The following is a 24,945-nucleotide window of genomic DNA, read 5'->3' as shown; positions in this document are numbered from 1 at the left end:
CATGCGCCGCTTGAAGAAAACACGGGAATACAAGGAGCAGTGAAGATGGACAAGAACATGAAGATTTTGGTCGTCGACGACTTTCCGACGATGCGCCGGATTGTGCGAAATCTGCTGAAGGAGCTGGGTTTCTCCAACGTCGATGAAGCCGAAGATGGCGCGGCCGGCCTCTCGCGCCTGCGCGGCGGCGGTTTCGATTTCGTCATCTCCGACTGGAACATGCCGAACCTCGACGGGCTGGAAATGCTCAAGCAGATCCGCGGCGACAGCACGCTTGCTCATCTGCCCGTGCTGATGGTGACGGCGGAATCGAAGAAGGAGAACATCATTGCCGCGGCCCAGGCTGGCGCGAGCGGTTACGTGGTCAAGCCGTTCACGGCGGCGACCCTCGATGAGAAGCTGCAGAAGATTCTCGAAAAGATGGCTAAGGCCGGGAGCTGACCGTGAACGAAATGACGAACCACGAGACGCTTGTTGACGTCGAGCAAGAAGGCGATGCATCGAGCGACCGCATCCTGGCGCGCATCGGCCAGTTGACACGGACCTTGCGCGATTCCATGCGCGAACTCGGCCTCGACAAACAGGTTGAAGCCGCCGCCGAGATGGTGCCGGACGCGCGCGACCGCCTGAAGTACGTTGCGACAATGACAGAGCAGGCTGCCGAGCGCGCGTTGAACGCGATCGAACTGGCCAAGCCGCTGCAGGAAACCATGCAGCGCGACGCACAGGCGCTCGACGCACGCTGGGAGCAATGGTATGGCGCGCCGCTCGAAAAGGCGGAAGTGAAGACCTTGCTGACTGATACCCGGGGCTTTTTGCAGCAAGTACCGGTACATACAGTTGCAACCAACGAGCAATTACTCGAAATCATGCTCGCGCAGGACTTCCAGGATCTGACCGGTCAGGTGATCAAGAAGATCACGGACGTCGTCCATTTGATCGAGCAGCAATTGCTCGGCGTGTTGCTCGAGAACATTGCGCCCGAACGGCGTGAACAGTTTGCGGCGCAGGCGGCGGCGCTGGCGGCGGCATCGAGCACGTCGGACACCTTGCTGAACGGTCCGCAGATCAATCCGGAAGGCCGTACCGACGTAGTCCAGGACCAGACTCAAGTCGACGATCTGCTCGCCAGCCTGGGTTTCTGACAACCCGGGCCGTTCGGCACGGACAGGCTTGAGAACACGTATACGTATGACCTGCACCCAGGCGCCGGCATCTGCCGGCGCATGGGTGTCAGGCCCATTTCTCCCGCGTCAGGCTTCCGTCCGTCATCCATCCCAGCTGGATATCCGCGTTTGTACGAAGCGCCATTTTCCTTGTTTCGCCTCATTCGGCTGGCATACTGGCAGCGCTTTATTACGAGTGCTTTTGTGGCGCGGACGTTGCACAAGGCAAAATAGCGGATATTGAGATAATCGAAACGGGGAGGCGAAGTGAACACTTCGATCATTTCATTGAGCTCGCGACGCGCATCCGCGTTCGCTAGCCTGGCGGCGGGGCTGACATTGAGCTTGCTCGCCGTATCGCCGGCCTATGCTGTGCTTGGTGGCGCACCGATGACACCGCCGGCCGGCGCCACCGTCAGCAACGCCGTGTCGCATGCGGCGGCGTCAGCGGTTGCGTCCGCTGAGAGCACGGCGGCTAGTTCCTACACGGTTCGTACCACGACGCTCGCCGTCGGGACGGTCGTGAACGAGTACGTGGGTTCGGATGGCGTGGTGTTCGGTATTGCGTGGCAAGGTCCCAGAATTCCCGATCTGCCGACGTTGCTCGGCAGCTATTTCCCCCAATACGTGCAAGGCATCCAGAATCAGCGTGCCAACGGCGGCGGCCGCGGCCCCGTCAGCGTAGCAGGCAGCGCGCTGGTGGTCCGCTCCGGCGGCCACATGGGCGCATTCGCCGGGCAGGCTTACCTGCCGCAGTCCTTGCCCGCCGGCGTCAGCCCCAGCGACATCCAATAACGGACGGAGACTTCTACTATGCGTCCGACGATTTTTTCGTCCAATGTGCCCCTGCGTTCGGGCCTGTTCCGCTGGCTTGCCGTGCTGAGCGTGTCGATATTACTCGCTGCCTGCGGCGGCGGAGGCGGAGATTCCGGCAGCAGTTCCGTCAGCAGCGGCAGCAGCAGCAGCAGTAGTAGTGGCAGCAGCGGCAGCAGTGGCGGCGGTTCCAGCAGCACGCCCAGCGCGCAGCCGATTGCATCCACAGCGTCGAACACGGTGCCTATCACCGTGGGTCCCGGTGCACAGAACTTCGTCAATATCCCGAACGTATCCGTGACGGTGTGCGCGCCCGGTACGAGCAATTGCCAGACCATCAACAACATCCAGGTCGATACCGGCTCGTACGGCTTGCGTCTCGCAAGCGACGCGGCGGCGCAGATTATCGGCAGCTTGCCGGTGGCCCAGTCGACGAGCAGTGGTCAACTGGCGGAATGCACGCAATTCGCCGATGGCTTCACGTGGGGCACCGTGCGCACCGCCGACGTCAAGATTGGCGGCGAAATCGCGAGCGGCATTCCTATCCAGGTGGTGGGCGATCTGCCTGACTCCACGGTGCCGCTGAACGGCTGTATCAACGGTAGCAACGAGAGCACCTCGCGGCAACTGGGCGCGAACGGGATTCTCGGCGTGGGCGTGGCGGCGACCGATTGCGGCGTGGCCTGCACGAACGCCGGGACCAGCAACTACTATTCGTGCCCAAGCGGGACCAACTGCTCGGCCATTGGCGTGCCGGTTGCCCAGCAAGTGGTGAATCCGGTCACGAAGTTCGCGGTGGACAACAACGGCGTGATCGTGCAGTTGCCGCCGGTGGCGACCTCGGCGGCGTCGGTAACGGGCACGCTGGTGTTTGGTATCGGCACGCAGAGCAACAATACGCTGACCGGTGCGACGTCGTACCGCTCGACGAGTTTTGGCAACCTCACCGGTACCTACAAGGGCTCGGCGGTGACGACTATCGTGGATTCGGGTTCGAACGGTCTGTTCTTCACCGACAGTTCGTTGCCGGCCTGCACGTCGACGTTCACCGACTTCTACTGTCCGGCCAATGCGACGGCGCTTTCCGCGACCGTTACCGGGCTGAATGGCGTAACGGGCACGGTGAATTTCACGGTCGAGAACGCGCAGACGCTGGCTGCCAGCGGTACGAGTTATGCGCTTAACGGACTGGCCGGCAGCATTGGTTCATTCCCGACGCTGTTCGACTTCGGCCTGCCGTTTTTCTTCGGACGATATGTTTATTTCGGCTTCGGGACCAACGGAAATTCGCCGTACGTGGCGTTTTAAGCGTGGTTAGTTCAGCTCGATAGCCTTAGGGCGACGAGGAAAAGCGACAAAGCCCGGCGAGTTCCTGCGCCGGGCTTTGTTTTTGGTGGAAGCGTTCACGGTTTCGCTATGTTCACGGCTTCGCTACGCATGCCGTTCTAAACGATCATTCCCCCGCGCGCGGTTTCCTCGGCGCTTTCTCCATCACGCGGTCATACAGCCAGCGCGGCACTGCGTGCAGCAGCGCGCCGGCTACGCGCATCTGCCAGGGAAATGTCGCAAACCGGATTTTCCTTGCGATCGCATCGGCAGTTTTGGCAGCGAATACATCGGCGTCCATCAGGAAGGGCATCGGATACGGATTGTGCTCGGTCATCGCGGTGCGGATATAACCCGGCGCGATGGTCACCACCGTCACCCCCTTCGGCCGCATCTCCACCCGCAGCGCTTCAAGATATTTCAGCGCCGCCGATTTCGACGCGCTGTACGCGCCCGAACCCGGCAACCCGCGAATGCCTGCCACGCTGGCTATGCCAACCAGCGTCCCGCGCCGCTCCTCGACCATGCGGGCGACGAACGGCTCGAATGTGGCGATCATCCCGAAGTAATTGATATCCATCACGTCGCGAAAGACGTCGAGGTCGCCGTGACCGGTCAGCGCACCGCGGCTGACGCCGGCATTGGCGATCACCACGTCGGCGCCGCCATGCTGCGCGCAGAACTGCGCCGCAGCGGCGCCGAGCGCGACGGCGTCTCGGACGTCAGCGGGATAGATCGAGATGGAATGGGAGGGAAAGCGTGCGGCGAATGCCGCGAGGATGTCGCCACGACGGGCGACGAGGCCAAGCACCGCACCGCGCCGGAGATATTCCTCGGCGAGCGCAAGGCCAATGCCGCTTGATGCGCCGGTGATGAAAACTCTCAGCCGGGCCGGCGTAACGCCATCGCCCGGCGTGTCCTTCATAGTGGCGCCCACGCCTTTACATCTTCTTCGCGCGGATCTGGGCGATCAGGAAATCGAGGACCTGAATGGTGCCCGGCAGGCTGTTCGTGGTGGCCGGACCCGTTTCGTACTTGCCCTGTACCGCGAGCGTCGGCACGCCGTCGATCTTGTAGTCCTGCATCAGCTTGGTGTCGCGTTGCAGGTCGCTTTGCGTCGAGAACGAGTTGTATGCGTCCATGTACTTCTTCTTGTCCACACCCAGCGTGGCGAGGAACGTAGCCTGCGCTTCCGGTGTCAGCAAATAGTTCTTCTTTACATGGATTTCGTTGAACACGGCGGGCGTGAGCTTGTCAGCCAGGCCGAGTGCGTCGAGCGCGTGATACATCTTCGAGTGCGGGATGAAGTCGTCGCGGAAGGCAACCGGCACGCGCTTGAAGACCACGTCGGGACCTTGCTTCTTCACCCACGCTTCCAGGTACGGGTCGAATTCGTTGCAGTGCGGGCAGCCGTACCACATGAATTCGATCACTTCGATCTTGCCGTTGGCATCGACGGGCTGCGCGGGTTGCAGCACCGTGTAGTCGGTACCGGCGACAGGCGCTGCCGGCGATGCGTGCGCCGCATTCACGGCGCCCAGGGTGCCGGCTACAAGGCCGATGGAGAGAGCGAGGGCGCGGAAGAGTTTGTTCATAATGACCGAGAAAGTGATCGAGAAAGGGCGTGGAGACGCGAAAGGGGAACACACGACGCTTAAAGGACGCTTAAGCCGGATGGGCCGCGCAAGCCGGGCTCGACCGGCGGGGCCGCAATCAGCTGCTGGCCGGCCCTGCTTTTCAACCCGCGCCAGCCTTGTCTGAAAGGCCGTGCGGGCTGCGGGCTCTACTGCATGCTCACTGCTTGGAGAAGCGGATAACGGCGGTATCCACGCCTGCGTCGGACAGACGCTGACGCACGTTGTTCATGTCCTCGAACTTCGTGAACGGCCCGATTCGTACGCGGAAATACGTCACGTTGCCCGCATCGCGTTGCGTAACCTTCGACTCGAAACCCTGGAAGCCAAGGCGCGCACGCTGCTGCTCTGCGTCCGCCTGGGTCTTGTACGCGCCAACCTGCAGGAAATAGCCGGTATTGACGTCGCCGGGTGCCGGCGGCGTGACCTTGGCGGTCGACGAAGCTTGGGCCTCAGCCGGTTTCTTTCCAGGCGTTGCGCTCGACGAGCCGCCCGGCGCATTCGCGACCGGTGGCACGGCGCCCGGGGCTGCCGGCTTCGGTGCGACGGCCGTACCGTTCGCGGCCGACGGCGGGACTTCCAGGATCTCGGGTTCGTCCTGCATGCCCGACGACTGCGTCTGGTTGTTCGTCTGTCCGGGCGCGGTGTTCGGCGGTGCGGGCTGTGCCGCTTGCGGCACGGCCTGGCCGGGTGTCTTGCCCTGGAGCGGCCGATTGGGATCGTACGGCTGGCCGGTGACGGCGGGCGCGGAGCCTGCGTCGACAGGAGCCGGCGCGACCTTCGCGACGAACGGCGTGGGCGCGCGCGTGATGTACAGCGCCACGATCACTGCAATTGCAAGGCCGACAATCAAGCCCAGCACGATACCGAGAAAGGTGCCCCCGGTTTGCTTCGACTGCTTCGACGTGCTGCGTGGTTTTGCCATCGTATGAATAACCTGCAAAAAGTCTACTGAATGGCCGTCGATTATAACGGCGGCCTTAAGCGCGGCGTGGCCCGTGGTTGTGTTGCGCGGTGTTGCGTTACATCATGCACCCGCCGTCAAGCCGTCTTCACTCGTCGTAAGCGTGCCGCGTGACTTCGGCACGCCGGGCGTATGACACACCCGGCGTGCCGGAAGTGCCCGGCGCGGGAACTACATCTTCACGGGGGCCGACACGCCAATCAGCGCGAGGCCGTTCTCGAGCACTTGCCGTGTGGCGGCAAGCAATGCAATGCGCGCGTTACGCACGCCATCTTCGTCCACCAGCACGCGCTCCGCATTGTAGAACGAGTGGAATTCGCCTGCGAGGTCACGCAGATAGAACGCGACCGCATGCGGCGCGAGTTCGTTGGCGGCGTGCGAGAGCATGTCCGGATACTCGGCGAGCTTGTTCAGCAACGCCATGGCGCGTTCGCTCGAGAGCGGCGAGAGATCGACGGTCGGCAGGGTGTCGGCATTGCCGGCGTATTTCGTCTTCCAGTCGCCGAGGATCGTGCAGATCCGCGCGTGCGCGTACTGCACGTAATACACCGGGTTTTCGTCGCTCTGCTTGAGCGCCAGGTCGATATCGAAGACAAATTCCGTGTCGGCCTTGCGCGAGATCAGGAAAAACCGCACGGCGTCGCGGCCGCGGCGAATGGTGTCTTCATCGATCTGATCCGGTGAGACTTCTTCGCCCGGCGTCATGCCGCCCGACCATTCGATCAGGTCGCGCACCGTCACATAGCTGCCCGCGCGCTTCGAGATCTTCACTTCCACGCCATTGCGCATGACCGTGACCATCTTGTGCAGCACGTAGTCGGGATAGCCCTTCGGAATGCCGATGCCAAGCCCTTGCAGCCCCGCCCGCACGCGCGCGATGGTGCCGTGGTGGTCCGAGCCCTGCACGTTGATGACCTTGGTGAACCCGCGCTGCCACTTCGCCACGTGATATGCGACGTCGGGCACGAAGTACGTGTACGTGCCGTCGGACTTGCGCATCACGCGGTCCTTGTCGTCGCCGTCGTCGGTCGTGCGCAGCCATAGCGCTCCGTCCTGCTCGTAGGTATTGCCTGCGGCGATCAGCGCGTCGACCGTGGCCTGCACGCGGCCCTCGTTATACAGCGACGACTCCAGGTAGAACTGGTCGAAGTCCACGCCGAACGCGGTCAGGTCCAGATCCTGTTCGTGGCGCAGGTACGCCACCGAAAAGACGCGAATAGCGTCAATGTCATCCACATCGCCCTTCGCCGTCACCGGCGCGCCGTCCTTGGCCGCGACCGTCGCGCCGGCCAGATAGTCACGTGCGATATCCGCGATGTACTCGCCGTTGTACGCGTTATCCGGCCATTCCTTGTCGCCCGGCGCAAAACCGCGGGCGCGCAGTTGTGTGGACATGGCCAGATTGCCGATCTGCACGCCGGCGTCGTTGTAGTAGAACTCGCGATGCACCGCGTTGCCTTGCGTGCCGAGCAGGTTCGCCAGTGCGTCGCCAAGCGTGGCTTGCCGGCCGTGGCCAACATGCAGCGGCCCGGTCGGGTTCGCCGAAACGAACTCGATCAGCACGCGTTTGCCTTCGTCGCGGGCGTTGTAGCCGTAGCGCGCGCCTTCCACAATCACTGCCGGCACCACGGCTTGTTTCGCCGATGCCGCCAGCCGCAAGTTGATGAAGCCCGGACCCGCGACTTCGGCGGCCTCGACCAGACCCTGAGCGGCCGGCAAGCCGAGCACCGCATCGACAATCTGCTGTGCCAGTTGCCGCGGGTTCGCCCGCAGCGGCTTGGCGAGCTGCATGGCCACGTTCGACGCGACGTCGCCATGCGCCGCGACTTTCGGGCGCTCGAGCACGATGGCCGGCTCGACGAAGTTCGCTTCCGATGCGCCTTGCGACGCCTGTACGACCTGCTTGACCGCGTCGGCGAGCAGCGTTTCGAGTGTGTGTTTTTGTGCGGGCAGCATGCTGATTCTTAAATCCGGTGATTGGGCTGTTGGTTCGATGCAGCGATGCTTCGTTCCTTCGATATCCTGGCTTTAATCCACGTGTTCGCCGGCAACGCGAGAAAAACGTGCGGTTGAGCGTCAAACGCCGACGTGACGCGTGCTCGACTGTTTCAGTACAGTTTCAATCCATTACGCCCGTTCGGGCGCGGGAAAAGACCCTGGACGCTCGGTCAGGACTGCGTATGCGCGTCCGGAGGCATAGCCGGAGCCGGTTACGGCGGTACCGCCAGAACCGGGGTTTTGTAACCGACGCAACATTTGCTCGGGTAAATCGGGATTTTAGCAGGTGCTAATATGTCGAATCAGGGTCGAGTCGGGGAAACAAGTCAGGAATTAAAACAATGCGCCGGCGTGTGATGTGGTGGCCTGGGTTGTTACCACGCTTGGCGCATCTCGCTCATTAGCCACAAAAGGCCAACAAAAGGGAAAGGACCTTGCCATGCTGATCACATTCAAAACCAGAGCTGCACCGGACGTGCAGATGCTCGACAACCTTGCTGATTACCTGCTTGGCATCATTGGCAAGCGGCTTGGCGAGCGCGGCGTCATTACGCATGAAGAGCTGCCTGCATGCATCCAGAAGCTTGAGTCTGCAGTAGCCACTGACAAGCAGGAACGCGCCGAACACGACGGACATTTCCACGAAGGCGAACCCGGTCACGAACCGCACGAGATTCCGGTCGGTCTGGCGCAGCGAGCGTACCCGTTCCTCGACATGATGCGCCTCGCCCATGAAGCGGAAGGCGACATCCTGTGGGGTGTGTGAGCCTCGTGCGACGTAGCGGGATTGGCTCATCGGCCTGGCTGAAGCGAACCAATGACGATGGCGTCAGTATTAAAAAAACCCGCCTCGTCGCCGATGCGGGTTTTTTTGTTCCGATGAATACAGAGCCGGGTGTGGCGCCAATCGCGGTTATTGCGAGGCTCCGGCTGCCGGCGCGCTCGCGCCTTTTTTCGCACGCGGCTTGCGGGGCTTTTTCTTGTGCTCCACCACCGGCGGCGAATAGCTCGACGCGGTGCTCGAGCTTGCGCCCGTACCCGGCTTGGCGTTGCCCTGCGCGAAGGCAGCCGGACTTCCCGACGTGAACAGCACAGCAACAGCAACAGCAACGGCGAGGACAGGCGTCAGCTTGATCATTTTCGACTTTCTCCGTGACGATTGAAGGAATGCGTGACCGCCGCCATGACGGCCTTTGCACCCCTCCGAGTGTAAGGAAAGTCAAAATAACCGTAACTGACTTCGCCAATATTGCGTCTTTGTGATTCCCGGTATTTGCGTGCGCGTGGTTTTTGCCTAGAGTAGGGGCGCCAGTGCGCGTTCGGCGTCGTTCTTCGAAATCGCCATGCGTTGCGCGAAGCTTTCCACCTGATCGTCGGCGATCTTGCCGACCGAAAAGTACGTGCTCTCCGGATGCGCGATGTAAAAGCCCGACACGCTGGCCGCGGGCAACATGGCGAGCGACTCGGTCACCGTCATGCCGATTTCGTTCGCTTGCAGCACGTCGAACATGTCCTGCTTCACCAGGTGATCAGGGCACGCCGGATACCCCGGCGCCGGACGAATCCCCCGATACTTTTCTTCGATCATGGCGGCGTTGTCGAGCGTTTCGCCGGCGGCATAACCCCACAGTTCACGACGCACCCGCGCGTGGAGCGCTTCGGCGAAGGCTTCGGCGAAGCGATCCGCCAGCGCCTTCAGCATGATCGCGCTGTAGTCGTCGTTATCGGCTTCAAACTGCTTCTCTTTTTTCTCGACGCCTAAACCCGCCGTCACCGCGAACATGCCGATGTAATCCGCCACGCCCGAGTCCTTCGGTGCGATGAAATCCGCCAGCGAGCGGTTGGAGCGCTGCACGCCATCCACGATCGGGCGCACGGTCTGCTGGCGCAGGTTGCGCCATGTCATGGCGACTTGCGTGCGGGTATCGTCGGTATAGATCTCGATGTCGTCGTCGTTCACCGTGTTCGCCGGCAGCAGCATCACCACGCCGTTCGCCTGCAGCCAGCGGCCCTGGATGATGCGCGAGAGCATCGACTTGCCGTCGGAGAACACACGTCGCGCGGATTCGCCCACGATCTCGTCGTTGAGAATGGCCGGATACGGACCGGCGAGATCCCAGGTCTGGAAGAACGGCGCCCAGTCGATGTAGTTCGCCAACTCCGCCAGATCGTAGTTCTTGAAGATGCGCCGTCCGATGAACGTCGGCTTTTTCGGCTCGTAGCTCGCCCAGTCGATTTTCGTCTTGTTGGCGCGAGCCTCGGCGTAGGTGACCATCGGCGTCGCCTTGCGGTTCGCGTGCTGCGTGCGAATGCGTTCGTAGTCCGTCTTGAGGTCTTCGAGGTATTTCTTCGCGCCGTCGTCGGAGAGCAGGCTCGACGCCACCGACACCGACCGCGACGCATCCGGCACATAGACCACCGGACCATCGTAATGCGGGGCGATCTTCACGGCCGTATGCACGCGCGAGGTCGTGGCGCCGCCAATCAGCAGGGGCGTTTGCTTGCCGCGGAAATAGTCATCGCGCTGCATTTCCGACGCCACGTAGGCCATCTCTTCGAGGCTCGGCGTAATCAGCCCCGACAAGCCGATGATGTCCGCACCTTGCTCCTTCGCCATCGCGAGGATGGTCGCGCAGGGCACCATCACGCCCATGTTGACTACCTCGAAGTTGTTGCACTGGAGCACGACCGAGACAATGTTCTTGCCGATGTCGTGCACGTCGCCCTTCACGGTCGCGATCACGATCTTGCCCTTTGGCCGGACGTCTTCGCCGGCATCGGCCATGCGCTTCTTTTCTTCCTCGATGTACGGAATCAGATGCGCCACGGCCTGCTTCATCACGCGCGCCGACTTGACCACTTGCGGCAGGAACATCTTGCCCGCGCCGAACAGGTCGCCGACGATGTTCATGCCGTCCATCAGCGGCCCTTCGATCACGTTGATCGGCCGGCCGCCTTCAGCTTCAATGCGCGCCCGCACTTCCTCGGTATCTTCCACGATGAAGTTCGTGATGCCGTGCACGAGCGCGTGGGCGAGGCGCTGATCGACGGGCTGATTGCGCCACTCGAGGTTTTCTTCTTTCTTCGCGGCGCCGGTCTTGAATTTATCGGCGATTTCGAGCAGGCGATCCGTGCCGTCCTCGCGACGATTCAGCACCACGTCTTCCACGCGTTCGCGCAGCTCAGGATCGAGATCCTGATACACGCCGAGCTGACCCGCGTTCACGATGCCCATGTCCATGCCCGCCTGGATCGCGTGGTAAAGGAACACGGTATGGATGGCTTCGCGCACCGGGTCGTTGCCGCGGAACGAGAACGACACGTTCGACACGCCGCCGCTGATCTTCGCGTGGGGGAGATTTTCCTTGATCCAGCGCGTCGCGTTGATGAAGTCGACAGCGTAGTTGTTGTGCTCTTCAATGCCGGTTGCGATCGCGAAGATGTTCGGGTCGAAGATGATGTCTTCCGGCGGGAAGCCCACTTCGTTCACGAGGAAATCGTACGAGCGCTTGCAGATTTGCGTCTTGCGTTCGTAGGTGTCGGCCTGGCCTTCTTCGTCGAAGGCCATCACGACGGCGGCGGCACCATAGCGGCGGATCAGCGTGGCGTGGTGGCGGAACGCTTCTTCGCCTTCCTTCAGCGAGATCGAGTTCACGACTGCCTTGCCCTGCACGCATTTCAGACCGGCTTCGATCACTTCCCACTTCGACGAGTCGATCATGATCGGCACGCGCGAGATGTCCGGTTCGGAGGCGATCAGGTTCAGGAAGCGGACCATGGCCGCTTTCGAATCGAGCATGGCCTCGTCCATGTTGATGTCGATGATCTGCGCGCCGTTCTCGACCTGCTGGCGCGCGACGGCCAGCGCTTCGTCGAACTGGTTGTTGAGGATCATGCGCGAGAACGCCTTCGATCCCGTCACGTTGGTCCGCTCGCCCACGTTGATGAAGAGCGAACCGTCGGTGACGTTGAACGGCTCGAGGCCGGAAAGGCGCATGGTGTGATCGGTCATGGTGTCTCTGGGCGGTGCAGCGTGATTGTCTTGTCGAAGGGCTCGGGCGTTGTGTCAGCAGTCAGGCCGCTTCACGATAATGCGACGGCCACTTCCTTGGCTTCACATCGGCCAGCGCCTTCGCGATTTCCGCAATATGTTCCGGCGTCGTGCCGCAGCATCCGCCCGCCAGATTCACCAGCCCCGCCTGCGCGAATTCCTTCAACAAGCTGGACGTGACATCGGGTGTTTCATCGAAGCCGGTATCGCTCATGGGGTTGGGCAAACCCGCATTCGGATAACACGATACATACGTATCGCAGAGCTTCGACAATTCAGCGATATACGGCCTCATCAGCGCCGCGCCCAACGCGCAGTTCAAACCAAACGTCAGCGGCCGCGCATGACGCAGCGAGTTCCAGAATGCCTCGACCGTCTGCCCCGACAGGATGCGCCCCGACGCGTCAGTCACGGTGCCCGAGATCATGATAGGCAGCAATTCGCCTGTGTCTTCGAACAACTGATCGAGCGCGAACAACGCGGCTTTAGCGTTCAAGGTGTCGAAGATGGTTTCAACGAGGAACAGGTCGCAGCCCGCGTCCATCAGCGCTTTCGCCTGCTCGTAATACGCCTGGCGCAGTTCGTCGAAGGTCACGTTGCGCGCTGCAGGATCGTTGACATCCGGCGAGATGCTCGCGGTCTTGGGCGTCGGCCCGATAGCACCCGCGACAAAGCGCGGCTTGTCCGGCGTCGAGTACTTGTCGCAAGCCTCGCGCGCGAGCTTCGCCGACTGTATGTTCATTTCAACCGCCAGCGATTCCATGCCGTAATCGGCCTGAGCCACAGTCGTTGCGCCGAAGGTGTTCGTCTCGAGAATGTCCGCGCCGGCAGCCAGATACTGGTCGTGAATCTCACGGATCACATGGGGCTGCGTGATCGACAACAGCTCGTTATTGCCCTTGATATCGCGGGGATAGTCGGCAAAACGTTCACCGCGATACGCGGCTTCATCGAGCTTGTAGCGCTGGATCATGGTGCCCATCGCGCCGTCGAGAATAAGAATCCGCTGTTGCAAAAGGGCAGGCAACACTGCGCCGCGTGTGTACGGGCGGCGCTCTGCGGCAGATTTCGATGCGTCAACGGTGGCGGACGGATTCATGATTGACATGGCTCCAAACAGGCTGAAATAGCCCAACATTGTATCTGTAGTAGGGCACGAACGCTTTCCTATGGCGCTTTCCCTCACGCCGGGCGATCAAGCGACATGAACAAAAAACCCCGCCACTTTCGTGGCGGGGTTTTGGGAGGTGTCGCTGAGTGTTCTTACGCTTAACTAAGCTGGAACACGGGGTTCAACGTTTAATGAAGGATCACCGGCTGGTTCATCAAGATGTCGAACTGACCGAGAAACTCGTCCACGTCCTCCAACGATTGTTCTTCCTGCATCAACTTCTGGACATGCTCGCGAAAACGCGCCGCGAGTGCGCCATCAATGAAGATTTCGCGCTGCATGGTCTTGTCCACGATCTCGTAACCCCCTGCTTTCATCGCGAGATGATTGTCCTGCGGCGGGAATTCGACTACACAATAGTTAGGGCTGTTGTAGATCATTTGCATGGCGACACTCCTTATTCCTGTTTGCCCGTAAGGCGTTTCACCGTCTTACATTGAGCGTTTGGGTTGGAATTCAAGGGGTGGCCTCGACGTTGAGTCCGAAAGCCCATCGAGGACCTTTGTTAGACATTCTCCCGCAAAAATGTTTCCAGAAGTGCCCTGAAACGCTGTGTTTCTTCTACTGGGGACAGATGTGCCGCGTCAACTATTTCGAATCTTGCGTTCATGATTGAATCCGCCACCACTTTCGTCTGCCCCGGTGGCAACCGGCAACGTGCCGGACTGCAGCTATCAGTGTGATCGTCTTAATCTATGCCATTCTGCTTTTTCTCACATCGAAATCAGGGCTTGCGTCAGCGACTCCCGCGAACCCTTCAATCGATGTACGTACAACCAAATCGCCTACGGTCACCCGGCTATTCAACCACTTCCGGACGCGCCTCGCCCGACAGATGATGGACGGCGTCAGTCAAGGGCTCAGTCTTCGTTGCACAGAACATGCCGCGTTTCGATACCGTCAATCGTTACTTGCATACTGGCCCCGTTGGAATGCGGTTTCAGTTCGGGATCGAACCATCCTTACCCGTTTGCACACGCTCCGAAGTCACCTGTTTAACGGAGTTTTTCGTCGAATCTTTACCCCGTTCTGGTCCTCGTCCGGGTTTGCCTGATCTTGGCCCGCCTTGCTTTCCGTCGAACGAATATCAGGGTTTGTCGGATCCAGGCGCGGCAGGTGTTGTTTCTTCAGACGCATCTGCCGTGCCTGCCCCGGATTGACCCGGCGTGGCCGACGGCGGCTGCAGCTTGCCGCGCCAGAGCATTTCGATCTGCATGCCGTTCGGCTCGGTCTGCAGGATACGCACCGGCAGCCAGCCCAGGTCGGGTGCGAGCCAGATGTCGAGACGCCGCCGATCGCCCTCGCGTCGGGGCAGACGGGTGAAATGGCGAGCCTGTACGTTACCGTCAGCGGTCTGGACGTTTTCATCGCCGACGGTTTCTATCGGCCAGATCTCGTTGCTGTCGTTATCGGCAACGCTGAATTGACGAACTACGCCGGGCTTGTACTTGTCGGGCGAACCGCGCACCAGACTCGACAACTGCATGACAACGCTGAAACGGTCTTCCGCACCATCGGCAAGCGGCTGGTTGTTCGGCGTCTTGGTGTAGACCAGTTGTTTCGTGGTGCGATCGAAGACGGTGATGTCGGCGGCGCGCCGGCCCCGCTGCTCCGAGTATTGCTCGGGTGCAATGCCGAAAGCATCGATATGGCCCTTGCTGGAATATACAAACGGTCCGACGAACGGCAAGGGAATGGACACGACCATCTCGTAATGCTGGCCGTCGTTGATCCAGTGGATATTGCCGACCTGGTTCATCACGCCATTGATCCGCGTGTCGTAGCGAAGTTCGCCCGAGGGCGGCACGCTGAATTTATCGCCGTTTGCGGCGGCTGCGGCTGCGGCCGCGGCCGCAGCTTGAGAGGCAGCGGCGTCGCTTGCTGCTTTCGCCGCAGCTTGGGCTGCTGCTTGTGCGGCAGCTTGGGCTGCTTGCTCGGCTTGTGCTGCCTGCGCGGCTTGAAGCGCCTGTGCCGCTTGAGCCGCTTGAGCCGCTTGTTCAGTTTGCGCTGTCGTGATGGCGTGCGTGGGTTCGGCTTGCTTCACCGGCACCGGCACCGGCACGGGCTTGGGCGCGGGCGGAGGCGGTGCGGCAGGCGTTGGTGCCTGTGCTACTGGCTTGGGCGTCAGCAACTCGACCTGCACGGGCACATGTTCAGCCGGCTCCGGATTCGACGCGCTCCGGTTCCTCTCCATCCATCGGCCGGCGACCCAATGCAGTGCCAGCACAACGAGCAGCACGGCCAGCCACACGACCCATCGAAGCGAATGGTCAGCGGGCAAATTGTCGGACGATGCGCCAAAAACGGCGCGACGGCGGCGAAGCAGGGAGAACGGCATCGGCTAGCTCGGAAACGCGCGTGGTCAGGCAAGCGGTAAAACGCTGCCAGGAGAATAATCCGCAACAATCATGACAGAACGCGAGTGATCATTGGACCAAGCAAAAATGCGCACGAAACGCATATGACTCAAGGGCACGCCGCGATGTTCCGTGCTCGTGAAGCATCACGCAATCCTCAGGCCTTACCGTTCGCCCGGTTTGTACCCGAGTTCGTAAGAAAGCTGCCCGGCGCACTCGCGCAACGCGGTGTCAATTTCGCCACCCCAGCGGGTATCGAACGATCCTTCTTGGCCGAGCGCGATCAGCCCCAGCGCAAGATCGCCGGTCGAGTCGAACACCGGCGTGCAGAACGCATGGATGGTCGGCAGCAACATGCCCTCGACCCGCGCCGCGCCATGCTCGCGGATCTCGGCCAGCACCGGCTCGACATCCGCCATCGACTGGCGCGTGGCGGCAAGTTCGCGATCGAGCATTGCTTGCGTCTTGCTGCGCGGCAGCCACGCGGCAAACAGCAAACCCGTCGCCGATGACAACAGCGGCATGACATCGCCCAGTTTCAACGCCGCCTTCGCCGGATAACTCGACTCCATCCAGTGCACGACCGTCGGCCCCTGATTGCCCCACACCGCGATCCCCACCGTCAGGTCCAGCCGGTCGCGCAATCCCGTCAGCGCGATGCGTGCGAGCTTCACGCCGTCGACCCGGGCAAGCCGCGCCAAACCCATCTGCAACGCGAAACCACCGAGCTCATAGCGCCCCGACACCGGGTCCTGCGAGACCGCGCCAAGCCGCAGGAAACTCACCAGATAACGATGCGCTTTCGCCGGACTCATGCCGGCGCGCTGGGCGAGATCACGCAGCATCATTGCGCGTGGCTCGTTGGTCAGCACATCGAGCAGGCGGAAGCCGACCTCGATCGACTGGATGCCGGAGCGGGACTTTTCCTCGGCGGTGTCGGTTGAATCGGAGGAATCTGCCAGGTTGAGGGCGTCGTCGGCTTCGGCCTGTTCGGATATGGGCAGCGCGGGCGAAGCAGGACGGCTGGAAGAGGGCATGGAGAAATCGATGACGGCGCGAGCCGGTTCACAAAACAAGGTTAGGTCGGGCGCGTGAGCGGCCTTGATAACAGCGGTAAACAGCCAAGGGCCCTACGTGCAACGGCAAGCGGTAAATACCATCACCGCTCAAAACGGACGTTTGCCAGCCCTGAAAAAGGGTCGGCAAACATAGCGAACCATTCACCGCAACAGCCCGAATTATCCCAAAACCGTCCCGACATGATTCACCATCGTAAAATAGATTTCCTCCATCGTCACTAAACGTACAAACGCTTTATGAAACTTGCCACGCTGAAGGACGGAACGCGCGACGGCCAACTGGTCGTTGTATCGCGGGATTTGCGCACGGCGGCCATTGCCGACGCGATCGTGCCGACGCTGCAACGCGCGCTGGACGACTGGACTTTCTACGCGCCGCAGTTGCTGGATCTCTCGGATTCGCTGAACCAGGGCCGCGCGCGCCACGCATTCGCCTTCGATCCCAAAGCCTGCATGGCGCCGCTTCCCCGCGCGTTCCAGTGGGCGGACGCCTCGGCTTACGTGAACCACGTCGAACTCGTGCGACGCGCCCGCAAAGCGGAAATGCCGCCCGAGTTCTGGACCGATCCCTTGATGTACCAAGGCGGCAGCGACGATCTGCTCGGACCCACGGACGATATCGTGTGTGCGTCGGAGGCTTATGGCATCGACTTCGAAGCTGAGGTTGCCGTGATCACCACCGACGTGCCTATGGCCGTCAAACCCGCTGACGCGCTCAGGCATGTTCGTCTCCTGATGCTGGTCAACGACGTCTCGCTGCGCAACCTGATTCCCGCGGAACTCGGCAAAGGCTTCGGCTTTTTCCAGGGCAAGCCGGCCACGGCGTTTTCACCGGTTGCGGTCACGCCCGACGAACTGGGGGACGCGTGGCATGAAGGCCGTGTGCATCGGCCGATGATCGTGCACTGGAACGGCAAGAAAGTCGGCCAGCCGGATTGCGGCACGGACATGGTGTTCAACTTCGGCGAGTTGATCGCGCACGCGGCCAAGACGCGCAACGTGCGCGCGGGCTCGATTGTCGGTTCGGGCACGGTTTCGAACAAGGACACGAAGCGGGGTTATTGCTGTATCGCCGAGAAGCGTTGCCTGGAGACCATCGAACACGGTGCGCCCACAACAGAGTTCATGAAGTTCGGAGACAGTGTGAAGATCGAAATATTCGACGAAGCCGGCAAGTCGATTTTCGGCGCGATCGATCAGTCGGTCGTGGCGCTGAATGAATAGCCGGTGAATAGCCGATGAATAGCCGATGAACAAGCGGCGCCACCGGTAAGGGGTTTCGCCCGATGCGCTCGCATGCTGCGCCGCCCTACACTTAGCCGCATTGCGTCAAAAAGCTTACAAAAACCTGGGCGTCGGCGCGCCCATGACAAGGAGACTTCAATGCAGTCAGGCGGCGGATGGGGAACGGCGTTCAGGCAGTTGGCAGCGGGTGTCTTGATCACACTTTCACTTTCAACGGCAGCCTGGGCGCAGACGCCGCATGTGAGGATCGGGCTGGTGTTGTCGCTGACGGGGCCGGCGGCGTCGCTCGGCATTCCGGCTCGCGATACCGTGGCGTTGCTGCCGAAGGAAATGGGCGGGCGCCCGGTGGACTACATTGTTCTCGACGACGCCTCCGACACCACGCAGGCCGTCCAGACCACGAAGAAGCTGATCTCCGAAGACCATGTGGACGTGATCATCGGATCATCGATTACGCCGAACTCGCTTGCCATGATCGATGTGGTCGCCGACAGCCAGACGCCAATGATCTCGCTCGCGTCTTCGTCGAAGATCATTGAACCTGTGGATGCCAAGCGCCATTGGGTCTTCAAGACGCCGCAAACCGACGCGATGATGGCATCCGCCATTGCCGAACATGCCAGCAATCACGGTGTGAAAACGATGGCGTACATTGGCCAGGCCGACGCGCTTGGCGAGACCTTCTACGCGGAAGTGGCCAAGTTCGCGCAGCTTCACCACATCACCATGGTGGCGAACGAGCGCTTCAACCGGACCGACACAAGCGTGACCGGACAGGTGCTGAAGATCCTCGCGGCGAAGCCGGACGCGGTGGTCGTAGGTGCAGCGGGAACACCCGCCGCGCTGCCGCCGAAGACGTTGAAAGAACGTGGTTACAAGGGCACGATTTATCATAACCACGGCACGGGCAATCGCGACTTCCTGCGCGTGTGCGGGGTGGATTGCAACGGCACGTTCCTGCCGGCGAGTCCCGTGCTCGTCGCGTCGCAACTGCCCGACGATCACCCGGCGAAACATCTCGCGCTCGAGTACATCAAGCTGTATGAATCGAAGTACGGCGCGGGCACTGTCTCCGCGTTCGGTTCGTACGCATGGGATGCGGGCATGTTGCTGAACCGCGCGGTGCCGATTGCCTTGAAGGCGGGTGCGCCGGGCACGCCCGAGTTCCGTGGCGCTCTGCGCGACGCGCTGGAAAGCACGAAGAATTTTGCGGACTCGAACGGCCTTGTCAACATGACGCCGAACGATCATATCGGCCTCGATCAACGGGCCCGCGTGATCGCGGAGATCGAGAACGGCAAGTGGATCTATCAACCGCGTTGATCTTTCTTTAGCTAAGGCACGACCATGAGCGACCTTTCTCTTTACGCGCATTACACGTCGCTGGAATTGCGGCGGCACGATCACGGTGTGCTCGAAATCGTGATGAGCGGCGCGGGCGCGAACAAAAGCGGACTTGCGACCGCGGACGCGAACATGCATCGTGAACTGGCGGATATCTGGCGTGATATAGATCGCGATCCGGACACGCGCGTGGCGCTGATTCGTGGTGAGGGCAAGGGGTTCTCGGGCGGTGGCGACCTGGGTCTGGTCGAACAGATGGCCTCCGACTTCGAGGTCCGCGCGCGGGTCTGGCGCGAGGCGCGGGACCTCGTTTATAACGTGATCAACTGCAGCAAGCCGATTGTTTCGGCCATGCACGGGCCGGCGGTCGGCGCGGGACTGGTAGCTGGTCTTCTCGCCGATATTTCGATCGCCGCGAAAACCGCGCGCATTATCGATGGTCACACGCGGCTCGGCGTGGCCGCCGGCGATCACGCGGCAATCGTGTGGCCGTTGCTGTGCGGCATGGCGAAAGCGAAGTATTACCTGCTGTTGTGCGAACCGGTGAGCGGCGAGGAAGCCGAGCGCATCGGGCTGGTGTCGCTGGCGGTGGACGAAAGCGAACTGATGCCGAAAGCCATCGAAGTCGCGAATCGTCTGGCGCAAGGGTCGCAGACCGCTATCCGCTGGACGAAATACGCGCTGAACAACTGGCTGCGAACGGCCGGCCCGGCTTTCGATACCTCGCTGGCGCTCGAATTCATGGGCTTTTCCGGGCCCGATGTGCAGGAGGGTATCAAGTCGCTGCGTGAGCGGCGCGCGCCGGATTTCCCGGGCGGATCGCCGTTTTAGATCCGCATCGGCTAGTTTGTGGTTTCTCTCATTCCTACTCGCAGCATCAAGGAGAAAGTCTTATGACCGATACGCCCGGTGGTACGCCGCCCTTTGGAAGCATCCCAGGCATGTCTGGTTTCGCCCAGGGCGACATGATGGAAAAGATGTGGGACATGATGAAGCTGAACCCGTTCGCGGCAGCCGCGGTACCGGGAGGATCCCCGTCGCTGTCGATGATGTCCGACATGCTCGCGCCGCTCACGAACGTTGAAGAACTCGACAAGCGTATCAAGGACATGCGCGCGGTCGAGCAATGGCTGAAGCTCAACCTGAACATGCTGCAATCGGCTATCCAGGCGCTGGAAGTGCAGCGCGCGACGCTTGCCACATTGCGTGCGTTCGGCGCGTTCGCGCAGTCGTCGGTGGAGAAGGCGCGGGCTTCGCAACCTGCATCATCGACGGCTGCCGCGTGGCCGGCGCCGCCCCGGGAAGAGCCGAAGGCGGAGCCGGAGCCCGGTATGGCGGCGTCCGGTGACGCCGGCGGAAACGACGCTTCATTCGATCCTTCCGGCTGGTGGAACATGCTTCAATCGCAATTTAACAGTCTTGCGACCCTGGCGCTCGCGCAACAACATGCCGGCGCAGCGCCCCCAAGCATGAGCACGGATGAAGACGAGAACGGCGATGACGACGATGAGGCAGAGCCGCCCGAAGCCGCCGCGCCGCCTGAAACCGGCGCATCGCCCGAGCCCGTGAAAGCTGCGGCGAAGAAAGCGCCCGCCAGGAAAGCGGCGCCACGAAAGAAGCCGCTTTGATCCACGCCTGACGTGGCTCGGCGGCTCTGCGGCGCGCTTGAAACGCTAAGCTACTGCACCGCGCCGTTGGCGAGCAACTGGTTGCGCAAGCCCGGCGCCGACGTGCGCGGATCGAGCCAGATCGCGAAGAATGCGCGGGCGAAGTCGTCGCCGGCAATCGTGCCGATGACTTTATCGTCGGCATAGAACGTCGTGCCTTGTTCAGGCACGAATACGCCAATAACATGATCTCCCGGCTGCACGTCCGGGAAGATCTTCTCCATCTGCTCTTGCCATTGCGCCGTCTGCGCTTTGCTCGCCACCTTGAGGTCGTCCATCTCCTCGCGGCCTCTCTTGGCGATCGCCGGGCCCTTGAAAGCGCGCGCATATTCAATATCCAGCGCAAACGGCCGCGCCGTCAATTCCTTGCTCGACAGGCCTGTCGGCCCGACAAACAGCTTGGCGTCGTAGATATGAAAACCGTACATGCGCAACTCGCCTTCGCCCTGCACGCGCGCTTGCGGAATTGTCTGGCGCACGATCGATGCTGCGTCAAAGGCAAACGCCTGCAGCGGTAACACGATCAGGACCAGCGCAAGCGCGGCTATCCTGGCGATCAGGCGTGTTCCAGGGTGAACTGGATGACGTCGGTGTTCGAGTGCGCGAACGCGGCCTCGCAATAGCATAAGTAAAAGTCCCACAAGCGGATGAATCGTTCGTCGAATCTTTGTGCGCGAATCTCGTCGAGCCGCGCAACAAACGCGTGACGCCACATCCTCAGCGTGCGTGCATAGTCGCGGCCAAAGGAGAACTGGTTGACCACTTTCAGCCCATGGCGTTCCGCCGATTGCACGAACGCGGCAGGCGAAGGCAGCATACCGCCTGGAAAAATATGCTGCTGGATAAAGTCCGTGCTGGTCCTGTAACGATCGAACAGCGCGTTGTCGATGGTGATCGTCTGCACACATGCCCGCCCGCCGCGCTTGAGATTGCGCTTGAGACATTCAAAGTAGCCCGGCCAATATTCCTCGCCCACGGCTTCGAACATTTCTATCGATGCAATCGCGTCGAACTGGCCGTGGGTATCGCGGTAATCCTGCAGGCGAATATCGGTCTTGGCGGCCAGCCCCGCGTCTGCCAGGCGCTGTTGCGCATAAGCGAGTTGTTCCGTGGACAGCGTCAGGCCGGTCACGTTCGCTTTCGCTTCGCTTGCGGCGAGTTGCGCGAATCCGCCCCAGCCGCAACCGATTTCCAGCACGCTCGGATTGAGACCCTCGAGCTTCAACTCGTTCAACAGCCGACGGTATTTCGCACGCTGTGCGTCGTCTAGCGTCTGGTCAGGCGAGCCGTCGAAGAGGGCGCTCGAATAGGTCATCGTGGTGTCGAGCCAGAGCTGGTAGAACGCGTTGCCGAGGTCGTAATGCGCATGGATGTTGCGCCGGCTGCCTTCCTTCGTGTTCGCGTTGCGAAGATGGCGGAAGCGGTTCGTCAGCTTGCCGAGCCACGAGCCGTAGACCACGGCCTCGATCGTCGTGCGGTTACGCACCATGATGTCGAGCAGCGCGGCGAGATCGTCGGTATGCCAGTCGCCCGCCAGATAGGTTTCGGCGAAGCCGATATCGCCGCTCTTCAGCGCCGCCGCGCACACGTTCCAGTTGGTCAGCACGACACGCGCGTGCGGAGGGTTGCCGGGGGTGTCGGCTGCTTGTCCGTAACGGCGCGTGGTGCCGTCGGGGAGGTGGACATCGAGCACGCCGTATTGAAGCTGGCTCAAAAGCCTCAGTACCATGCGCGCAGCCGCGGGTTTGCGTAGTGCGCGACGAGTCCGCAGCAAGGGCCGGATCAACCATGATTCAGCCGGACTGCGAAGTGATGAGGGGGAGGAGGGCTGTGTCGACATTTGCAAGTCACCTGGTCGGCAATTAGGCCCGCTCGTGCGAGACGTTCGCAGCCGGCGGAGTGGGTTTTCTCAGGAACGGCACGCGCTTGAAGAGCAGCTTGAGCGCCTGCCAGTGGATTTTCGCGACGACACCGAGCGTCATCAGCGGATAGCCAAAGAACACGCGCAGCACGTTGCGCGCATCGAGCGGGTGTGCGCTCCCCGCGATGCTGGTCAGGAGCAGCGGACCCTCGCCGTCGTCGTAGTCGATGCGCGCGAGCGAGCGCAGCGGCTTACCGTGTTTCGGCGATGCAAACATGAAGCGGAACGTGTAATGCCCCTGCACCTTGCAGAACGGCGACACGTGGAAAACCTTGGCGGCGGTGAGCGGCGTGCCATTCAGGATGCCGCTGCCCGGATCGAGCAGATAGCAATGGCGCTCACCGAAGGTGTTGTTCACTTCACAGACCACGGCGCGTAACAAGCCGTCCGCGCGCTCGCAAAACCAGAAGCTCACTGGATTGAAGACATAGCCCAGCACGCGGGGGAACGTGTGCAGGAAGATCTCGCCCGCGGCGTCGTGGATGCCATTTTCATGCAGTATCGACTCGATCCATTGCAGCGCCGTTTGTCCCTCGGCGCCATGATCGCGGTCGTAAAAGCTTAGTAAGCCGAATCGATTGGTAGCGAACCAGCGCGAGTCCCGCTGCATGCCTTGTGCAAGCCTTGTCGCACGAGCGCGCAGCGGTAGCCGCAACATATATACGCCGTAGGAGAACGCATTGCGCGCCGGGCGCAGCCGCTTGTGGCGCACGGATCCGAGGAGCAGCAGGTCGGGGGCGTCGAAGGATTGAGGGGCGGGCGTACTCATGCTGCAAGCGCAGGTTCGTTACTGTTCGATGCCGCGATGGCAGTCAGCTTCGCGGCCGCCTCCAGCCCTGACTTCAGGCCATCTTCATGGAAACCGTAACCGGTCCATGCCCCCGCGAACCACGTGTTGCGCGCGCCTTGAATCGACGGCAAAGCGCGTTGGGCGTGCACGGCGGCTTGATCGAAGACGGGATGGCTGTAGGCGAACTTGCGCACTACCGTGTCTCGACGCGGCTCACGCACCGGATTCAGCGAGACGATCACCGGTGTCTTGAACGGCAACGGTTGCAGCTTGTTGATGAGGTAATGCACGCATAACCGTGGCTCGCCGCCCAGTCCGCCGGTGCGGCTTTCGTAGTTCCATGCCGACCATGCTCGCTGTGCCGGCAACAGCGAAGTGTCCGTATGCAACACCGCGTGATTCGGCGCGTAGCCGATCGCGCCGAGCACGGCCGATTCGTCGTGCGAGGGATCGGCGAGGAGAGCCAGCGCCTGGTCGCTGTGGCACGCAAGCACGACGTGATCGAAGTATTCCGTACCGCGCGTGCTGTCTATTTCCACGCCGTGTACGCTGCGTCTCACCGATGTCACGGGCGCACAGACACGGGCATCGCCCATCACCGCGAGCATCCGCCGCACGTATTCGCGTGCGCCGCCGTTGACGGTGTGCCATTGCGGCCGCTCGTTGACCTGCAGCAGGCCGTGGTTGTGACAAAAGCGGATCAGCGTGCCGACGGGAAACGCCATCATCTGCGATGTCGAGCATGACCAGATCGCACCGATCATCGGCAGCAGGTACCAGTCGCGGAATGCTGTCGAAAACTTTTCGCGCTCGAGAAAACGGCTCACCGGCTCGGCGAGTTGAACGTCCTTGCCAGCCACCGCCAGAGCGGTGGCCGTGCGGTTGAAGCGGAGGATATCGGCCAGCATGCGCAGGAATGCCGGGCGCAGCAGATTGCGGCGCTGCGTGAAAACCGTGTTCAGGCCGCTGCCCGCCCACTCCAGCCGACGGTCCGTCAGCGATACGGAGAACGACATATCGGTCGCGGTGGTGGAGACGTCAAGTTCCTCGAACAGCTTCACCAGGTTCGGGTAGGTACGGTGATTGAAGACCAGGAAGCCGGTATCCACGCCGTGCGTGATGCCGTCGAGTCTCACGTCGACCGTGTTTGTATGACCGCCAAAGTAGCTGTTTGCCTCGAACAGCGTTGTGCCGATACCCGAATCGGCCTTCGCCAGCCGGTACGCGCACGCAAGTCCAGAGATCCCCGCTCCGATTACTGCAACTTTCATGACGTTGCTCCGTGTGTCTTGCTCTTTCTTGTTGACTGCCTGACGGCTCTTTTGTCTGGAACTCCCGGCGGTTGCTCGTGCCGCGTTCAAGGTGATTTACGCAATCCCGGTCGCGATGGATGCACGCAGCCGGAATTTGACGGCTACC

At 61.5% G+C, this 24,945-nt stretch carries 22 protein-coding genes and 1 pseudogene; 9 read left to right on the top strand and 14 right to left on the bottom strand.

The features are described from left to right. Positions 1-45: 45 nt before the first annotated feature. From cheY to ABH944_RS01835, 4 genes are all read left to right on the top strand, one after another. Positions 46-441 carry a chemotaxis response regulator CheY gene (cheY, locus tag ABH944_RS01850; protein ID WP_062082045.1) on the top strand — a complete coding sequence of 132 codons (396 nt, stop codon included), beginning with the start codon at positions 46-48 and terminating at the stop codon, positions 439-441. 11 nt (positions 442-452) lie between these two features. Next, positions 453-1,145, top strand: a complete 693-nt coding sequence (gene cheZ, locus ABH944_RS01845; protein ID WP_404604275.1) for a protein phosphatase CheZ — start codon at positions 453-455, stop codon at positions 1,143-1,145. Between the two features lie 288 nt (positions 1,146-1,433). Continuing rightward, positions 1,434-1,961, top strand: coding sequence for a DUF2844 domain-containing protein (locus tag ABH944_RS01840; RefSeq protein WP_404604103.1), 528 nt, complete (start codon positions 1,434-1,436; stop codon positions 1,959-1,961). 18 nt (positions 1,962-1,979) lie between these two features. Continuing rightward, entirely contained in the window at positions 1,980-3,287 is a 1,308-nt protein-coding gene (locus ABH944_RS01835; protein ID WP_404604102.1) for a DUF3443 domain-containing protein, read from the top strand. Between the two features lie 145 nt (positions 3,288-3,432). Here ABH944_RS01835 and ABH944_RS01830 read toward each other — a convergent pair whose 3' ends face one another. From ABH944_RS01830 to argS, 4 genes are all read right to left on the bottom strand, one after another. After that, complete coding sequence (locus tag ABH944_RS01830) at positions 3,433-4,230, bottom strand: SDR family oxidoreductase (RefSeq protein WP_404604274.1); 798 nt, start codon at positions 4,228-4,230, stop codon at positions 3,433-3,435. Between the two features lie 16 nt (positions 4,231-4,246). Further along, entirely contained in the window at positions 4,247-4,900 is a 654-nt protein-coding gene (locus tag ABH944_RS01825; RefSeq protein ID WP_062082039.1) for a thiol:disulfide interchange protein DsbA/DsbL, read from the bottom strand. A 199-nt stretch (positions 4,901-5,099) separates the two neighbouring features. Continuing rightward, positions 5,100-5,864 (bottom strand): SPOR domain-containing protein, encoded by a 765-nt coding sequence (locus tag ABH944_RS01820; protein WP_404604101.1) that lies wholly within the window; start codon positions 5,862-5,864, stop codon positions 5,100-5,102. Positions 5,865-6,074: 210 nt separating this feature from the next. Next, positions 6,075-7,859, bottom strand: a complete 1,785-nt coding sequence (argS, locus tag ABH944_RS01815; protein ID WP_404604100.1) for an arginine--tRNA ligase — start codon at positions 7,857-7,859, stop codon at positions 6,075-6,077. Between the two features lie 481 nt (positions 7,860-8,340). Between argS and ABH944_RS01810 the strand changes: the two genes are divergently transcribed. Beyond that, positions 8,341-8,667: a DUF1840 domain-containing protein gene (locus tag ABH944_RS01810; protein WP_062082031.1), complete on the top strand. Its 327-nt coding sequence runs from the start codon at positions 8,341-8,343 to the stop codon at positions 8,665-8,667. A 147-nt stretch (positions 8,668-8,814) separates the two neighbouring features. Here ABH944_RS01810 and ABH944_RS01805 read toward each other — a convergent pair whose 3' ends face one another. From ABH944_RS01805 to ABH944_RS01780, 6 genes and pseudogenes are all read right to left on the bottom strand, one after another. Beyond that, on the bottom strand, positions 8,815-9,039 hold the full coding sequence (locus ABH944_RS01805; protein ID WP_404604099.1) for an acid-shock protein: 225 nt from the start codon (positions 9,037-9,039) through the stop codon (positions 8,815-8,817). 156 nt (positions 9,040-9,195) lie between these two features. Next, positions 9,196-11,937: pseudogene (metH, locus tag ABH944_RS01800) on the bottom strand (methionine synthase); the annotation flags it as partial. Positions 11,938-11,974: 37 nt separating this feature from the next. Then, the gene (locus ABH944_RS01795; RefSeq protein WP_404604098.1) at positions 11,975-13,051 is read right to left on the bottom strand and encodes a homocysteine S-methyltransferase family protein; all 1,077 of its coding nucleotides are present in this window, start codon (positions 13,049-13,051) and stop codon (positions 11,975-11,977) included. Positions 13,052-13,251: 200 nt separating this feature from the next. Next, a complete protein-coding gene (locus ABH944_RS01790) occupies positions 13,252-13,509 on the bottom strand; it encodes a BTH_I0359 family protein (protein WP_056358215.1) in 258 nt (85 codons plus the stop codon). A gap of 701 nt (positions 13,510-14,210) precedes the next feature. Continuing rightward, a complete protein-coding gene (locus ABH944_RS01785) occupies positions 14,211-15,461 on the bottom strand; it encodes a DUF3108 domain-containing protein (protein WP_404604097.1) in 1,251 nt (416 codons plus the stop codon). A gap of 183 nt (positions 15,462-15,644) precedes the next feature. Further along, a complete protein-coding gene (locus tag ABH944_RS01780) occupies positions 15,645-16,517 on the bottom strand; it encodes an IclR family transcriptional regulator (protein WP_404604096.1) in 873 nt (290 codons plus the stop codon). A 279-nt stretch (positions 16,518-16,796) separates the two neighbouring features. Between ABH944_RS01780 and ABH944_RS01775 the strand changes: the two genes are divergently transcribed. From ABH944_RS01775 to ABH944_RS01760, 4 genes are all read left to right on the top strand, one after another. Next, the gene (locus ABH944_RS01775; protein ID WP_404604095.1) at positions 16,797-17,783 is read left to right on the top strand and encodes a fumarylacetoacetate hydrolase family protein; all 987 of its coding nucleotides are present in this window, start codon (positions 16,797-16,799) and stop codon (positions 17,781-17,783) included. A gap of 159 nt (positions 17,784-17,942) precedes the next feature. After that, positions 17,943-19,127 carry an ABC transporter substrate-binding protein gene (locus tag ABH944_RS01770; RefSeq protein WP_404604094.1) on the top strand — a complete coding sequence of 395 codons (1,185 nt, stop codon included), beginning with the start codon at positions 17,943-17,945 and terminating at the stop codon, positions 19,125-19,127. 24 nt (positions 19,128-19,151) lie between these two features. Continuing rightward, positions 19,152-19,979 (top strand): enoyl-CoA hydratase/isomerase family protein, encoded by an 828-nt coding sequence (locus ABH944_RS01765; RefSeq protein WP_062082020.1) that lies wholly within the window; start codon positions 19,152-19,154, stop codon positions 19,977-19,979. 62 nt (positions 19,980-20,041) lie between these two features. Beyond that, positions 20,042-20,776 (top strand): PhaM family polyhydroxyalkanoate granule multifunctional regulatory protein, encoded by a 735-nt coding sequence (locus ABH944_RS01760; protein ID WP_404604093.1) that lies wholly within the window; start codon positions 20,042-20,044, stop codon positions 20,774-20,776. A gap of 50 nt (positions 20,777-20,826) precedes the next feature. On the opposite strand, the gene ABH944_RS01755 is transcribed toward ABH944_RS01760, so the two are convergent. The 4 genes from ABH944_RS01755 to ABH944_RS01740 all read right to left on the bottom strand — a co-directional run bounded on the left by ABH944_RS01755 (position 20,827) and on the right by ABH944_RS01740 (position 24,797). Continuing rightward, entirely contained in the window at positions 20,827-21,336 is a 510-nt protein-coding gene (locus tag ABH944_RS01755; protein WP_404604092.1) for a chalcone isomerase family protein, read from the bottom strand. Between the two features lie 35 nt (positions 21,337-21,371). Continuing rightward, positions 21,372-22,544: a class I SAM-dependent methyltransferase gene (locus tag ABH944_RS01750; protein ID WP_404604091.1), complete on the bottom strand. Its 1,173-nt coding sequence runs from the start codon at positions 22,542-22,544 to the stop codon at positions 21,372-21,374. A gap of 133 nt (positions 22,545-22,677) precedes the next feature. Then, positions 22,678-23,505, bottom strand: a complete 828-nt coding sequence (locus ABH944_RS01745) for a DUF1365 domain-containing protein (protein ID WP_404604090.1) — start codon at positions 23,503-23,505, stop codon at positions 22,678-22,680. Further along, positions 23,502-24,797 carry an NAD(P)/FAD-dependent oxidoreductase gene (locus tag ABH944_RS01740; RefSeq protein ID WP_404604089.1) on the bottom strand — a complete coding sequence of 432 codons (1,296 nt, stop codon included), beginning with the start codon at positions 24,795-24,797 and terminating at the stop codon, positions 23,502-23,504. Before ABH944_RS01740 ends, ABH944_RS01745 begins: the two co-directional genes overlap by 4 nt. Positions 24,798-24,945: the final 148 nt, after the last annotated feature.

It is taken from the genome of Caballeronia udeis (genome assembly GCF_044909315.1).
Taxonomy (GTDB): Bacteria; Pseudomonadota; Gammaproteobacteria; order Burkholderiales; family Burkholderiaceae; genus Caballeronia; species Caballeronia udeis_A.
Note: the sequence above shows the minus strand (reverse complement) of the source record. Positions and strands in the feature narration are given on the sequence as shown.

Excerpts from the sequence above, each read along its gene's own strand:
- cheY (WP_062082045.1), top strand. The coding sequence starts at position 46 with ATGGACAAGAACATGAAGATTTTGGTCGTCGACGACTTTCCGACGATG.
- cheZ (WP_404604275.1), top strand. The coding sequence starts at position 453 with ATGACGAACCACGAGACGCTTGTTGACGTCGAGCAAGAAGGCGATGCA.
- ABH944_RS01835 (WP_404604102.1), top strand. The coding sequence starts at position 1,980 with ATGCGTCCGACGATTTTTTCGTCCAATGTGCCCCTGCGTTCGGGCCTG.
- ABH944_RS01830 (WP_404604274.1), bottom strand. The coding sequence starts at position 4,230 with ATGAAGGACACGCCGGGCGATGGCGTTACGCCGGCCCGGCTGAGAGTT.
- ABH944_RS01825 (WP_062082039.1), bottom strand. The coding sequence starts at position 4,900 with ATGAACAAACTCTTCCGCGCCCTCGCTCTCTCCATCGGCCTTGTAGCC.
- ABH944_RS01820 (WP_404604101.1), bottom strand. The coding sequence starts at position 5,864 with ATGGCAAAACCACGCAGCACGTCGAAGCAGTCGAAGCAAACCGGGGGC.
- argS (WP_404604100.1), bottom strand. The coding sequence starts at position 7,859 with ATGCTGCCCGCACAAAAACACACACTCGAAACGCTGCTCGCCGACGCG.
- ABH944_RS01810 (WP_062082031.1), top strand. The coding sequence starts at position 8,341 with ATGCTGATCACATTCAAAACCAGAGCTGCACCGGACGTGCAGATGCTC.
- ABH944_RS01805 (WP_404604099.1), bottom strand. The coding sequence starts at position 9,039 with ATGATCAAGCTGACGCCTGTCCTCGCCGTTGCTGTTGCTGTTGCTGTG.
- ABH944_RS01795 (WP_404604098.1), bottom strand. The coding sequence starts at position 13,051 with ATGAATCCGTCCGCCACCGTTGACGCATCGAAATCTGCCGCAGAGCGC.
- ABH944_RS01790 (WP_056358215.1), bottom strand. The coding sequence starts at position 13,509 with ATGCAAATGATCTACAACAGCCCTAACTATTGTGTAGTCGAATTCCCG.
- ABH944_RS01785 (WP_404604097.1), bottom strand. The coding sequence starts at position 15,461 with ATGCCGTTCTCCCTGCTTCGCCGCCGTCGCGCCGTTTTTGGCGCATCG.
- ABH944_RS01780 (WP_404604096.1), bottom strand. The coding sequence starts at position 16,517 with ATGCCCTCTTCCAGCCGTCCTGCTTCGCCCGCGCTGCCCATATCCGAA.
- ABH944_RS01775 (WP_404604095.1), top strand. The coding sequence starts at position 16,797 with ATGAAACTTGCCACGCTGAAGGACGGAACGCGCGACGGCCAACTGGTC.
- ABH944_RS01770 (WP_404604094.1), top strand. The coding sequence starts at position 17,943 with ATGCAGTCAGGCGGCGGATGGGGAACGGCGTTCAGGCAGTTGGCAGCG.
- ABH944_RS01765 (WP_062082020.1), top strand. The coding sequence starts at position 19,152 with ATGAGCGACCTTTCTCTTTACGCGCATTACACGTCGCTGGAATTGCGG.
- ABH944_RS01760 (WP_404604093.1), top strand. The coding sequence starts at position 20,042 with ATGACCGATACGCCCGGTGGTACGCCGCCCTTTGGAAGCATCCCAGGC.
- ABH944_RS01750 (WP_404604091.1), bottom strand. The coding sequence starts at position 22,544 with ATGGTACTGAGGCTTTTGAGCCAGCTTCAATACGGCGTGCTCGATGTC.
- ABH944_RS01745 (WP_404604090.1), bottom strand. The coding sequence starts at position 23,505 with ATGAGTACGCCCGCCCCTCAATCCTTCGACGCCCCCGACCTGCTGCTC.
- ABH944_RS01740 (WP_404604089.1), bottom strand. The coding sequence starts at position 24,797 with ATGAAAGTTGCAGTAATCGGAGCGGGGATCTCTGGACTTGCGTGCGCG.